Raw genomic sequence first — 13,822 nt, forward strand, 5'->3', positions numbered from 1 at the left:
AGCATCCTGTCAGTCAGTATTTTGGTGACTGACACACCGCCTTCGCGAGCAGGCTCGCTCCCACAGATGTCCCACAGGTCTTCCGGCGCAACACGCATCTAAGGTTATGCCCAAACAATATTTCTCAACCTCTTCATAACGTCTCTAAGATCACGTCATAACTCGTTATAACAAGTGATCCCGTGATGACCGATAACGTTCTCTCCCTCAGTAGCGTTCCGCTGCACACCCAACTGCGCGACGTCCTGCGCGCGCGGATTCTCGACGGTGAATACCCGCAAGACAGTCAGATGCCTTCCGAAAGCGAGCTGGGTGCGCTGTTCAAAGTCAGCCGCATCACCGTGCGCCAGGCCTTGGGCGATCTGCAGAAAGAAGGGCTGATCTTCAAAATCCATGGCAAGGGCACCTTCGTCGCCAAGCCGAAAACCTTTCAGAACGTCAGCAGCCTGCAAGGCCTCGCCGAGTCGATGACCGGGCGCGGTTATGAAGTGATCAACCGCCTGCGCAGTTTCAAATTCATTCCGGCCGACAAGCGTGTGGCCGAGCGGCTGCAGGTGGCCGAGGGTGAAATCGTCGCGCAGATCAAACGCGTGCGCCTGATCAACCGCGAGCCGATCTCGTTGGAAATCACCTACCTGCCCAAAGCCGTCGGCGAGCGGCTGGAGAAGGCGGATCTGGTCACCCGCGACATCTTTCTGATTCTGGAAAACGACTGCGGCATCGCCCTCGGCCACGCCGATCTGGCCATCGATGCGGTGCTGGCCGACAGCGACCTGACCCAGGCACTCAGCGTCGAAGCGGGCTCGCCGATCATGCGCATCGAGCGCCTGACCCACGATGCCCACGGCCAGCCGCTGGACTTCGAACACCTTTATTACCGTGGCGATGCGTTCCAGTACCGCCTGCGGATCGACCGGCAAAAAGGGGAGCAGGCATGACCCGCAACGTTCTAGAACAGGAATACGACATCGTCGTGATTGGCGGCGGCACGGCCGGGCCGATGGCGGCGATCAAGGCCAAAGAGAAGAACCGCGATTTGCGCGTTTTGCTGGTCGACAAGGCCAACGTCAAGCGCAGCGGCGCGATCAGCATGGGCATGGACGGCCTGAACAACGCGATCATTCCCGGCCACTCGACACCGGAGCAGTACACCAAGGAAATCACCATCGCCAATGACGGCATCGTCAATCAGGCGGCGGTCTACGCCTATGCGACGCACAGTTTTGAAACCATCGAACAACTCGACCGCTGGGGCGTGAAGTTCGAGAAGGACGAGACCGGCGACTACGCGGTGAAAAAGGTCCACCACATGGGCGCCTATGTGCTGCCGATGCCGGAAGGGCACGACATCAAGAAAGTCCTGTATCGGCAGTTGAAACGTGCGCGGGTGAGCATCACCAATCGCCTGGTCTGCACGCGTTTGTTGACCGACAAGGAGGGCGCGGTCAACGGTGTTATGGGCTTCGATTGCCGCACCGCCGACTTCCATGTGATCAAGGCCAAAGCAGTGATTCTCGCCTGCGGCGCGGCCGGACGCCTCGGCCTGCCATCGTCTGGCTACTTGATGGGCACCTACGAGAACCCGACCAATGCGGGCGACGGCTACGCGATGGCCTATCACGCCGGCGCCGAACTGGCCAATCTCGAGTGCTTTCAGATCAACCCGTTGATCAAGGACTACAACGGCCCGGCCTGCGCCTACGTCACCGGCCCGCTGGGGGGCTACACCGCCAACAACAAGGGCGAACGCTTCATCGAGTGCGACTACTGGAGCGGGCAGATGATGTGGGAGTTCCATCAGGAACTGGAGAGCGGCAACGGTCCGGTGTTCCTCAAACTCGATCACCTGGCCGAGGAAACCATCCAGAACATCGAGGAAATCCTGCACAGCAATGAGCGCCCGAGCCGTGGCCAGTTCCACGCCAACCGTGGCACCGACTACCGCACGCAGATGGTTGAAATGCACATTTCGGAAATCGGCTTTTGTAGCGGCCACTCGGCGTCCGGTGTGTGGGTCAATGAGCGTGCCGAGACTTCAGTGAAAGGCTTGTATTCGGCCGGCGACATGGCTGCGGTGCCGCACAATTACATGCTTGGCGCGTTCACTTACGGCTGGTTCGCCGGGCACAACGCCGCAGACTTTGTCGCCGGCCGCGAGTTTTCCGCACTGGACAGCGAGCAGATCGCCAAGGAAAAAGCCCGGGTCTACGCGCCGCTCGACCGCGAACACGGCCTGCCACCGGCGCAGGTGGAATACAAGCTGCGCCGCTTCGTCAACGACTACCTGCAACCGCCGAAAGTGACCAAGAAGATGCAGATCGGCCTGCAGCGTTTCAGCGACATCGAGCACGATCTCGAGCAGATGAAAGCCAACAACGCTCACGAACTGATGCGAGCGATGGAAACCAGCGTGATCCGCGATTGCGCCGAAATGGCCGCCCGCGCTTCGTTGTTCCGCGCCGAAAGCCGCTGGGGCCTTTACCACTCTCGCGTCGATCATCCGCAACGCAACGACGCCGATTGGTTCTGCCACTGCCATCTGAAAAAGGGCGAGGACGGCCAGATGACCAGTTTCAAGAAGGCCGTCGAGCCCTACATCATCCCGCTCGATGCCGAAGAAATGCAGGCCTATCACCGCCTGCGGGTCGGCGCCTTCGCCGCTTGATGCATCACTAGAAAGAGAGTCCGAACCATGGCTTATCAAGCTCAGGAAATCTTCTTCCGCTCCAACGCCCCGGTCACCGTGGACGAGGACAAATGCATCGCCGAAAAGGGCTGCACCGTGTGCGTCGACGTCTGCCCGATGGACCTGCTGGCGATCAACCCGGCCACGCAAAAGGCCTACATGGCGTTCGATGAATGCTGGTACTGCATGCCGTGCGAGAAGGATTGCCCGACTGGGGCGGTGAAGGTCGACATCCCCTATTTGTTGCGTTGACCCCAAATCCATTGTGGGAGCGAGCCTGCTCGCGAAAGCAATCGTTCGTTCAACAATGATGGTGACTGACCCGCCGCCTTCGCGAGCAGGCTCGCTCCCACATTGCAATTGTGATTATCCAATAGCCATCCGGTGAACCCCGGACGCTGAATGCAAAACACCCCTCGTTTCCCACCGCGCCCTGATCGCGGCGGAGACGAACTTCAAACAAATGATTCGAGGGGAAACACTCATGTTGCGTGCAGCACTTGCCGGTCTGGTACTGGCTTCATTCACCTTGTCGGCCTCGGCCGAAACCATTCGCATCGCCATCGGCACTCAGGACACCACCATCAACTGCGCCGCTGGCGGGTTGTTGATCAGGGAACTGGGTCTGCTGGAAAAATACCTGCCCCACGATGGCGCCTACAAAGACGCGAAGTATGACGTGCAGTGGAAGAATTTCACCAGTGGCGCGCCGCTGACCAATGAGATGGTCGCCGGCAAACTCGATTTCGGTGCCATGGCCGATTTCCCCGGTGCGTTCAACGGCGTGGCATTCGAAACGGCGGGCAAGCACAGCCTGTTCATCAGCGTGCTGTCAGGCAGCATCAAGGGCAGCGGCAACGGCATCGTCGTGCCGAGCGCTTCGTCGGTGCAAAGCCTGAGCGAACTCAAGGGCAAGACCATTTCGGTGCCGTTCGCCTCGACGGCTCACGGCATGTTGCTGCGCGCCGTGGCAGAGCAGGGCTGGGACCCGCTCAAGGATGTCAACATCATCGCCCAGCCACCGGAAGTCGCCGGCTCGGCATTGCAGGCCGGCAAGATCGACGCCCACGCCGATTTCGTGCCGTTCGCCGAGCTGTTCCCGAGCCGTGGTTTCGCCCGCAAGATCTACGACGGCGCCCAGGCCAACGCGCCGACTTTCCATGGCGCACTGGTGGATCAGGCCTACGCCAGGAAGTACCCGGAAATCGTCGTCGCCTATTTGCGCGCGAGCATCGAAGCCAACCAACTGCTTGCCGCCGAACCCGAGAAGTACAGCGAACTGATCGCCAAAGTCACCGGCGTCGATGCCGAGGTCAACTACCTGTTTCACGGCCCGCTCGGCGTACAGACCCGCGACCTGAGCTGGAAACCTGAATACCGTCAGGCTGTCGGTACCGCCATCGATACCTTGAAGCTGCTGAAGAAAGCCGATCGCGGGCTCGACCTGAACAACTTCATCGACGACCAGTACATCCGCGCCGCCTTCAAGGCTTCGAAGCTCGATTACACCGCGCAACTGGCCAACTACGCGCAGACGCCGTTGCCGGGTGTGGATGCGGCGACGGGCAAAGCCATCACCGACGTCAGCCATGTCGCGGAAATCTGGGTGCGCGGTGAGGAAAAAGTCCGCCGTTACGGCTCGGCTGAAGCGGCGTTCACCGCGCTGGCGGGGTTGAAGCAGGAGGGCAAGAACATTCGTGCGGTGTATGCGCAGGCCAGTGACAGCGGGATCAAGTTGCTCGCTGAACAGGCGTGGTTTGCCAGCGATGCCAAGGGTCGCCTCAGCGCATTTCTGCTCAAGGGCCAGGCCCAGCAATACGCTGCGGCGCAGGGTGGCAAGGTGTTCGACTTCAGCGATGCGACTGCGCAGGTTGTTGCTGCGCGCTGAGGATCAAAAGCCCCTCACCCTAACCCTCTCCCAAAGGGAGAGGGGACTGACCGAGTTGTTGGTGAGAGATACGCCGACGTGAAGTACCGAGTCGAACTGAGGTCTGCAAGCGCTGAAGATCAAAAGCCCCTCACCCTAACCCTCTCCCAAAGGGAGAGGGGGCTGACCGAGTTGTTGGTGAGATACGCCGACGTTTAGTACCGAGTCGAACTCAGGTCGTGAAAAGCACGCAAATCGGCTCCCTTTCCCCCTCGCCCCCCTGGGGGAGAGGGCTGGGGTGAGGGGGTAAATCTCAGCCATCACACAGAACCCGAACTGGAAACCGGACTATGAAAACACCGTTGCGCTGGACATCAAGAGCCGCCTCACTGCTGCTCTGCCTGCTCTTCTGGCAACTAGCCGCCAGCCATCACTGGAACCTCGGCCTGGTCACCTTTGCCAACGTGCCGACGCCACTGGCGGTGATCGAAGCCGCACTGGGCCTGGGCGACTCCGGCAAACTCTGGCAGCACTTGAGCAGCAGCCTCGGCCGGGTCTTCGCCGGTTACGTGGCGGCGCTGATCATCGGCATCGCCCTGGGCCTGGCCATCGGCCGGTCGAAATGGGCTGAAGACATTTTGCTGCCACCGCTGGAAGTCCTGCGCCCGATCCCCGCCGTGGCGTGGATTCCGCTGGCGATCCTGATGTTTCCGTCCTCGGAGTTGTCGATGGTTTTCATCACCTTCACTGGCGCGCTGTTCCCGATCCTGCTCAACACCGTGCACGGCGTCGAAGGCGTTGATCCACGCCTGATCGCCTCGGCAAAAAGCCTCGGGGCAGGGCGTCGGGCGATTCTGCTGGAAGTAATCCTGCCGGGCGCTGCGCCGAGCATCATCACTGGCCTGGCGATCGGCATGGGCACGTCGTGGTTCTGTCTGGTGACGGCAGAAATGATCTCCGGGCAGTTCGGCATCGGTTACTACACCTGGGAGTCCTACACCATTCAGAACTACGCCGACATTGTAGTCGGCATGCTCCTGATCGGCGTGTTGGGCATGGGCAGCAGTTGGCTGATCAAACGCCTGGGCGGCTTGTTCACGCCTTGGCATCGACCGCGAGGCAAAGCCTGATGAGCGTGATGCAAACCCCGGAAGGGCGGATCGACATCCGCCAGTTGTCCATCGTCCTCGGCCAGGGCCGCGAAGCCTTCGAAGCGGTGCAGGGCCTCGATTGCCAGATCGAACCCGGCCAGTTCGTGTGCATTCTCGGCCCGTCCGGTTGCGGCAAGTCGACCTTGCTCGGCGCCCTGGCCGGCCACTTGAATGCCAGTACCGGCAGCTTGAAAGTCGACGGCAGCGCGGTGACCGGCCCGTCGCCGCAGCGCGGCATGGTGTTTCAGCACCACACGCTGTTCCCGTGGCGCACGGTGCGCGACAACGTCGCCTTCGGCCTGAAGATGCGCGGCGTCGGCAAGGCTGAGCGCCATCGAGCCGCTGACGACATTCTCAAACTGGTCGGCCTCGAAGGCTTTGCCGAGCGCTGGCCCGATCAGCTCTCCGGGGGCATGCAGCAACGGGTCGAAATCGCCCGGGTGCTGGTCAATCGCCCGCGACTGTTGCTGATGGACGAACCGTTCGGCGCGCTGGATGCGCTGACCCGTCTGAGCATGCAGGAACTGCTGCTGGACATCTGGACGCGCATCCGCACCACGGTGGTTTTCGTCACTCACGACATCGACGAGGCGTTGTTTCTCGCCGACCGCTTGCTGGTAATGAGCGCGCGACCGGGGCGAATCATCGAAGACTTGCCTCTGGACTTTCCGCGTCCGCGCACCAGCGAACTGGTCACCAGCCCGGAATTCGCTCGCCTCAAGCGCCACTGCCTCGACCTGCTGCGCCACGACAACGACCGACCGCTGCCGCGCCTCAATCCGCTCGGCCTGCCTCCTGAAAACCCTTTGCCGCGATTTGCCTTATGACCTCTATTTTTGCTGTGACCGACAACGAAGACATCCTCGCCCTGCATCCGCGCCTGACGGCTGAAGACGCCGGCGTGCGGCGCATTGCCCTGATCGATCTGGCCGATCTCGAAGAACCGGATGGCTTGCTCTGGCTGGTTGATCGACTTCGTCAGGATCCTGCCAAGGATGTTCGCGCTGAAGCTGCGCGATTGCTTGAAGCGTGGGAGGACGATGCGGTCGTGCAAGCCTTGTGCGAAGCGCTGACGGATCCGTCGCCCGCTGTGCAATCGGCAGCGGCGCAAAGCCTGAGCCTGCTCAAGACTGCAGCGGCGGGGCGCGTGATTCTGCCGTGGACCGAACATGCCGATGTCAGTGTGCGCATCGCTGCATTTCGGGCGTTGCGAGAATTGCGCTTTGCCGAGGCCGCGCCGGCTGCCGTCGCGGCATTGGAGGATGCCGATGCTCATGTTCGGCGCGAAGCGGTTGGCGTGCTCGGCTGGCTCAAACAGCTCGACGCGCTGCCAGCCTTGGCGCGCCTGGCCAGCGACGACCCGGACACCGAAGTGCGCCGCGCCGCGACGGGTGCGCTGGGTCTGGCCAGTGGCGCCGAAGTGTTGCCGGCGCTGAGCCAGGCCTTGCACGACCCCGCCTGGCAAGTGCGCGAAGAAGCCGCGACGACACTGGGCAAGGTTGGCCACAGCGACGCCGGCCCGACCTTGGTCGAAGCGCTGAGCGATGACTATTGGCAAGTGCGGCTGCGCGCCGCTCGCAGCCTTGGCCGCTTGCGTTTCGTCCCGGCGCTGGACGCGCTGATCGACACTCTCGGCCACCGCATCAGCAACCTGCGCAAGGAGGCCGCGCTGGCGCTTGGAGAGTTGAACGATCGCGGCGCCGTGGCCGCGTTGCAGGCAGCGCAGGACGACGGCGACCCGGAAGTGCGCAAAGCCGTGCGCATCGCGTTGAGTCAGCTGCAATGAATCCGCTGTCGGTGGGCAACTCGCAGAGTGAGCGCACGTTACACCTGAGCTGGCCGGACGGGCGCGAATCGCTGCTCAAGCATGCCGATCTGCGCCGGCAATGCCCTTGCTCGCAATGCCGCGCATTTCGCCTGCGCGGTGTCACGCCGCTGGTTGATGATCGCGTGCGCCTGATCGAACTCAACCCGCAGGGTTATGGTGTGCAACTGGTGTTCAGCGACGGGCATCAACGCGGGATTTATCCGTGGGAGTACCTGGCGCAACTGGCTTCCTGACCTTATCCGATGATCGTTCCCATGCTCCGCGTGGGAATGCAGCCCGTGACGCTCCGCGTCACTGGACGCGGAGCGTCCCTTGAGGCATTCCCACGCAGAGCGTGGGAACGATCAGATCGCAGCCTTCGGCAGCTCCCTGCGTCGGCATGCGCCGACTGGCGGTTCTTGTCAGGCATTTCCCACAGGAGTACAAATGTACTCCATGACCAATCTGACTCCCCGCCGTACCGCCATTCTGACCTTTATCCGCGATCGCATCGCCGAGCACGGTCAGCCCCCAAGCCTCGCTGAAATCAGCGAGGCTTTTGGTTTTGCCTCGCGCAGCGTGGCGCGCAAGCATGTGCTGGCGCTCACGGAAGCCGGTTTCATCGAGGTCAACCCGCATCAGGCCAGGGGCATTCGTTTGCTCGGCCAGCCATCGCGTCCGGAGCTGCTGGAGATCCCCGTACTCGGTCGTGTGGCCGCCGGCGCGCCGATTGGCGCCGATGCCGATATCCATAACCGTTTGCTGCTCGACCCGGCGCTGTTCTCCCGCACCCCGGATTACATGCTGCGGGTGCAGGGCGACTCGATGATCGAAGACGGCATTCTCGATGGCGATCTGGTCGGTGTGCGGCGCAATCCCGAGGCGCTGAACGGCCAGATCGTCGTTGCGCGTCTGGACGGTGAAGTCACCATCAAACGCTTCGAACGGGTCGGGGATGAAGTGCGCCTGCTGCCGCGCAACCCGGCGTACAAGCCGATTGTCGTGCGTGATGATCAGGATCTGGCCATTGAAGGCGTGTTCTGTGGTCTGGTGAGGCAAGGCTGATGGGCGCCGTCGTTGCGTTGGATACGCTGTTCAATGGCGGCCAGGTCTGGCGCGGCAGGCCTGCGCCACCGGCGGCGAGTCCGCAGCCGACCGGGCATGCGGGACTGGACGCAGCTCTGCCCAGCGGCGGCTGGCCGGAAGCGGCGCTGAGCGAAATCCTTCTCGCCGGCCCTGGTGTCGGCGAGCTGCAACTGGTCTGGCCAACCCTGGCGCGATTGTCCGCGGCCGGTGAGCGCATCGTGCTGGTGGCGCCGCCGTTCGTGCCGTACCCGCAGGCCTGGGCCAATGCCGGGGTCGATTTGCGTCAGTTGTCGGTGATTCAGGCCAGCGAACGCGATGCCTTGTGGGCGGCGGAGCAGTGTCTGCGCTCGGGCAGTTGCGGCGCGGTGCTGTGCTGGCCGAACAAGGCCGACGACCGGGCTTTGCGGCGTTTGCAGGTAGCGGCGGAAACCGGCCAGACCCTGGCCTTTGCCTGGCGCCCGTTGAGCGAGGCGGTCAACCCGTCACCGGCAGCGTTGCGCATAGCCATCGATGCCAAACCGGCGCAACTCCGCGTACTCAAATGCCGTGGCGGGCTGGCGCGTGCGGCGCCGATTGCCTTTGCCGTGGGGCACTGATCGTCATGCGCTGGGTATGTATTCTCTTTCCGCAACTGGCCCTCGACGCTGTGCTGCGTCAGCGCCCCGACCCTGAAGAGCCGCTGGTGCTGCTCAGCGGTCCGGCCCAACGCCGAGTGCTGCAAGCGGTAAATCCGGCGGCGCGCAAACTCGGCCTGCGCCCCGGCATGTCGATGACCGCCGCGCAAGCAATGAGCAAAGGCTTTGCCACCGCCGATTACGAGGTGGCCGAGGTCGAGCGCTGGCAGCAGTTTCTCGCCGCGTGGGCCTATCGCTTCAGCGCGCAGGTCAGCGTGCATTACCCGCGTACCGTGGTGTTCGAGATCGAATCCAGCCTCGGCCTGTTCGGTACCTGGCCGCAATTTGAAGCTCGCCTGCGCCAGGAATTGAAAGATCTGGGCTTTCGCCATCGCATCGTCGCCGCGCCGAACCCGGTGGCGGCGCGAGTGCTGGCCAATGCCTACGATGGCCTGGTGGTGCCGGACAGCGAAGCCTTGCAGCATCATCTCGGGCAATTGCCTGTTGATCGTGTGGGGCTGGAGCCGAATGTCGCCACGGCGTTGTCGCGCATGGGCCTGCGCAATCTCAGTCAGGTGCAAAGCCTGCCACGCCAGGCACTGGCCCGGCGCTTCGAAGCGCAGATGCTCAAGCACCTCGACACGCTGTTCGGCGCACGCCCGCTGGCGCTGGCGTTCTATCTGCCGCCAGACCGTTTCGATATCCGCATCGAACTGAATTTCGACGTGCAATCCCATCAGGCATTGCTGTTCCCGTTACGGCGCTTGACCGGCGACCTGTCGGCGTTCCTCTGTGGGCGCGACAGTGGCGTGCAGCGTTTTGACCTGCATCTGGAACACGCAGGGCTGCCGGACACAGTGATCAAGGTCGGCCTGCTCAGCGCGGAGCGTGACGCGGCGATGCTGTTTGAACTGGCCCGTGGCCGGCTGGAGCAAGTCCAGGTCGAGGCGCCGGTGCGTGGTTTTCGCTTGCGCGCCGAAGACCTGCCGAGTTTCGTTCCGCAGTATCAGGAACTGTTCGACGACCGCCCGCAGCAGACCTTGCCCTGGGAGCAATTGCACGAACGTCTGCGCGCACGGCTGGGTGATGACGCGGTGCAGGGCTTGCGCTTTCAGGCCGATTATCGCCCCGAGTGCGCGTGGCAGAATGGCGTCGACAAACAGCCTTGCACAGGTTTGCCCAGCGTCCAGCGCCCGGGCTGGCTGCTCAACGAACCGCAGAGCGTGCCGGAAGGTTCGGCGCGGATTCTCATGGGGCCGGAGCGCATCGAATCCGGTTGGTGGGACGGTGGCGACGTGCGGCGTGATTACTACCTGATCCAGAACCGCGCCGGTCAGCAGGGCTGGGCCTGGCGCGCTGTGGGTGAGGGCGGCCCGCTGTGGCTGCAAGGCTGGTTCGCATGAGTGCCGATTACGCCGAACTGCATTGCCTGTCGAATTTCAGTTTCCAGCGCGGTGCCTCCAGCGCGCTGGAGCTGTTTCAGCGGGCGAAAAAGCACGGCTATCAGGCACTGGCGATCACCGACGAGTGCACCCTCGCCGGGATCGTTCGTGCATGGCAAGCGGCGAAGTCCGTGGAGTTGCCGCTGATCATCGGCAGCGAGGTGCGCATCGACAACGGCCCGAAACTGGTACTGCTGGTGGAAAACCTTGCTGGTTATCAGGCCCTGTGCGGCTTGATCACCCAGGCCCGGCGGCGTACGCAGAAAGGCCAGTATCAGCTGCTGCGCGAAGACTTCGACGAAGCACTGCCGGGTTTGCTGGTGTTGTGGGTGCCGGATTCAGTGGATGACCGGGAAGAAGGGCGCTGGCTGAAACAAACCTTCGGCGACCGCCTGTGGCTCACGGTGCAACTGCATCGCGGGCAGAACGATCAGCAGCGGCTCGCGGCATTGTTGGCTCTGGCGGCTGAGCTGCAGACTCCAGCCGTGGCCAGCGGCGATGTGCACATGCATGCCCGGGGGCGCCGTGCCTTGCAGGACACCATGACCGCGATCCGTCATCACGTCCCCGTGGCCGAAGCGGGTCTGCGCCTGCATCCCAATGGCGAGCGGCATTTGCGTTGCCTTGATGTGCTGCGCGAATTGTATCCGCCGGCCTTGCTCGAGGAATCGGTCAACCTGGCCCAGCGCTGCACCTTCGATCTGAGCGAGCTGCGCTATCAATATCCGAAAGAGCTGGTGCCCAAGGGCCACAATGCCAGTTCCTGGTTGCGTCATCTGACCGAGGAGGGCATTGCCTGGCGCTGGCCGAAAGGGCCTCAGGCCAAGGTGCTCAAGCAGATCGATGACGAGCTGCAATTGATCGCTGAACTCGGCTACGAAAGCTACTTCCTCACCGTGCACGACGTGGTGCGCTTTGCCCGCACGCAGAACATCCTCTGTCAGGGCCGTGGTTCGGCCGCCAACTCGGCGGTGTGTTTTGCCCTGGGCATCACCGAGATCGATCCGGATCGTACTACGCTGCTGTTCGAACGCTTCATGTCCAAAGAGCGCAACGAGCCGCCGGACATCGATGTCGATTTCGAGCACGAGCGCCGCGAGGAAGTCCTGCAATACGTGTTCAACCGTTATGGCCGGCGGCGTGCGGCGCTGACTGCGGTGGTCAGCACCTATCACGCCACCGGTGCCGTGCGTGATGTGGCCAAGGCCCTCGGCCTGCCACCGGATCAGATCAACGCGCTGGCCGATTGCTGCGGGCGCTGGAGCGATGAAACGCCGCCGCTGGAACGTTTGCGTGAAGGCGGCTTCGACCCGGACAGTCCGGTGCTGCGCCGGGTGCTGAGCCTGACCGGGCAACTGATCGGCTTCCCCCGGCACCTGTCGCAGCATCCCGGCGGTTTCGTGATTTCCGAGCAACCGCTGGACACCTTGGTGCCGGTAGAAAACGCGGCAATGGCCGACCGCACCATCATCCAATGGGACAAGGACGACCTCGATGCGGTCGGCCTGCTCAAGGTGGATATTCTCGCCTTGGGTATGCTCAGTGCGATTCGCCGCTGCTTCGATCTGCTGCGCCGGCATCGTGATCTGAACCTGACGCTCGCGACGATCCCCGCCGAAGACAAACCGACCTACGCAATGATCAGCCGCGCCGATACCGTCGGTGTGTTTCAGATCGAGTCGCGGGCGCAGATGTCGATGCTGCCGCGCCTGAAACCGCAGACGTTCTACGATCTGGTGATTGAAGTGGCGATCGTCCGCCCGGGGCCGATTCAGGGCGGCATGGTTCATCCCTATCTGCGCCGACGTAACAAGGAAGAGGCGGAAACCTATCCGTCGCCAGCGCTCGAGGTCGTACTCAAAAGAACCCTGGGCGTGCCGCTGTTTCAGGAGCAGGTCATGCAGATCGCCATCGTCGCTGCCGACTACAGCCCCGGCGAGGCCGATCAACTGCGTCGTTCCATGGCCGCGTGGAAGCGCCATGGCGGACTGGAGCCGCACAAGGAACGTCTCGCCGCCGGTATGAAAAAGAACGGCTACACCCCGGAATTCGCCGCGCAGATCTTCGAGCAGATCAAAGGCTTCGGCAGTTATGGCTTCCCCGAATCCCACGCCGCCAGTTTCGCCTTGCTGACCTACGCCAGTTGCTGGCTGAAATGCCACGAGCCGGCGGCGTTCGCCTGTGCATTGATCAACAGTTGGCCGATGGGCTTTTACAGTCCGGACCAGATTCTGCAGGACGCGCGGCGGCACCAATTGCAGATCCGTCCGGTTGACGTGCGCGCCAGCGACTGGGATTGCAGCCTCGAGCCGCTGAGTGCCGGGCAACCGGCGATTCGCATGGGCCTGCGCATGATCAAGGGTTTTCGCGAAGAGGACGCACGGCGCATCGAAGCCGCGCGCCGACACGGGGCGTTTGCCGATGTCGCTGACCTGGGTGAGCGCGCCGCCCTCGACAGTCGTGCGCAGGCCTTGCTGGCAGACTCCGGCGCTTTGCGCGGTCTGGCCGGGCACCGTCATCGTGCGCGTTGGGAAGTGGCCGGGGTGCAGAAACAGCTCGGCCTGTTCGCCGGCCTGCCCAACGAAGAAGAAGTCAAAATCGTCCTGCCCAAACCCAGCGTTGGCGAAGACCTGCATGCTGATTACGCCACGGTGGGGACGACGCTGGGGCCGCACCCGTTGGCATTGCTGCGTGGCGAGTTGCAGGCCCGGCGCTGCCGCAGCTCGCGGGAATTGATGGATATTGAACATGGCCGGCCGGTCAGCGTGGCCGGTCTGGTCACCGGCCGACAGCGCCCAGGTACGGCCAGTGGGGTAACGTTCGTGACCCTGGAAGACGAGTTCGGCAACGTCAACGTAGTGGTCTGGCGTGACCTGGCCGAGCGTCAGCGCCAAGTGCTGGTGGGTTCGCAATTGCTCAAGGTCGACGGCCGCTGGGAGCGCGAAGGCGATGTGCGCCACCTGATCGCCGGGCGCATGAGCGACCTTAGCCCGCTGCTCAACGGCATTCACGTGCAGAGCCGGGATTTCCACTGACCTTTGTGGGAACGAGCCTGCTCGCGAAAGCGCAGTCTGAGGCAATGACGATGTTGACTGTGCCGCCGCCTTCGCGAGCAGGCTCGCTCCCACAGGGAATTTGGTTGCGATGAAGATGGTGGATTTACCCCGTA

Annotated in this window: 12 protein-coding genes; all 12 read left to right on the top strand. The window is 62.8% G+C overall.

What is annotated here, in order from left to right:
- Positions 1-185: 185 nt before the first annotated feature.
- The gene (locus tag AB4N85_RS06740) at positions 186-938 is read left to right on the top strand and encodes a GntR family transcriptional regulator (RefSeq protein ID WP_236169017.1); all 753 of its coding nucleotides are present in this window, start codon (positions 186-188) and stop codon (positions 936-938) included.
- Positions 935-2,665, top strand: coding sequence for a fumarate reductase/succinate dehydrogenase flavoprotein subunit (locus tag AB4N85_RS06745; protein ID WP_252869327.1), 1,731 nt, complete (start codon positions 935-937; stop codon positions 2,663-2,665). The genes AB4N85_RS06740 and AB4N85_RS06745 overlap by 4 nt, the downstream gene beginning before the upstream one ends.
- Positions 2,666-2,692: 27 nt before the next feature.
- Positions 2,693-2,938, top strand: coding sequence for a 4Fe-4S dicluster domain-containing protein (locus tag AB4N85_RS06750; protein WP_003225615.1), 246 nt, complete (start codon positions 2,693-2,695; stop codon positions 2,936-2,938).
- A gap of 211 nt (positions 2,939-3,149) precedes the next feature.
- Complete coding sequence (locus tag AB4N85_RS06755) at positions 3,150-4,574, top strand: ABC transporter substrate-binding protein (RefSeq protein WP_252869328.1); 1,425 nt, start codon at positions 3,150-3,152, stop codon at positions 4,572-4,574.
- A gap of 329 nt (positions 4,575-4,903) precedes the next feature.
- The gene (locus AB4N85_RS06760) at positions 4,904-5,683 is read left to right on the top strand and encodes an ABC transporter permease (protein ID WP_024012709.1); all 780 of its coding nucleotides are present in this window, start codon (positions 4,904-4,906) and stop codon (positions 5,681-5,683) included.
- A complete protein-coding gene (locus tag AB4N85_RS06765) occupies positions 5,683-6,531 on the top strand; it encodes an ABC transporter ATP-binding protein (RefSeq protein ID WP_252869329.1) in 849 nt (282 codons plus the stop codon). Before AB4N85_RS06760 ends, AB4N85_RS06765 begins: the two co-directional genes overlap by 1 nt.
- Positions 6,528-7,490 carry a HEAT repeat domain-containing protein gene (locus AB4N85_RS06770; protein WP_252869330.1) on the top strand — a complete coding sequence of 321 codons (963 nt, stop codon included), beginning with the start codon at positions 6,528-6,530 and terminating at the stop codon, positions 7,488-7,490. Before AB4N85_RS06765 ends, AB4N85_RS06770 begins: the two co-directional genes overlap by 4 nt.
- The gene (locus tag AB4N85_RS06775) at positions 7,487-7,765 is read left to right on the top strand and encodes a DUF971 domain-containing protein (RefSeq protein WP_095179719.1); all 279 of its coding nucleotides are present in this window, start codon (positions 7,487-7,489) and stop codon (positions 7,763-7,765) included. The genes AB4N85_RS06770 and AB4N85_RS06775 overlap by 4 nt, the downstream gene beginning before the upstream one ends.
- A 193-nt stretch (positions 7,766-7,958) precedes the next feature.
- Positions 7,959-8,576, top strand: a complete 618-nt coding sequence (gene lexA, locus AB4N85_RS06780) for a transcriptional repressor LexA (protein ID WP_041478675.1) — start codon at positions 7,959-7,961, stop codon at positions 8,574-8,576.
- On the top strand, positions 8,576-9,193 hold the full coding sequence (imuA, locus tag AB4N85_RS06785) for a translesion DNA synthesis-associated protein ImuA (RefSeq protein ID WP_041478676.1): 618 nt from the start codon (positions 8,576-8,578) through the stop codon (positions 9,191-9,193). The genes lexA and imuA overlap by 1 nt, the downstream gene beginning before the upstream one ends.
- 5 nt (positions 9,194-9,198) lie before the next feature.
- Positions 9,199-10,614 (top strand): Y-family DNA polymerase, encoded by a 1,416-nt coding sequence (locus AB4N85_RS06790; RefSeq protein WP_460067472.1) that lies wholly within the window; start codon positions 9,199-9,201, stop codon positions 10,612-10,614.
- Positions 10,611-13,688, top strand: coding sequence for an error-prone DNA polymerase (locus tag AB4N85_RS06795; protein WP_252869332.1), 3,078 nt, complete (start codon positions 10,611-10,613; stop codon positions 13,686-13,688). Before AB4N85_RS06790 ends, AB4N85_RS06795 begins: the two co-directional genes overlap by 4 nt.
- Positions 13,689-13,822: the final 134 nt, after the last annotated feature.

This window comes from Pseudomonas sp. H1_G08, from assembly GCF_054681355.1.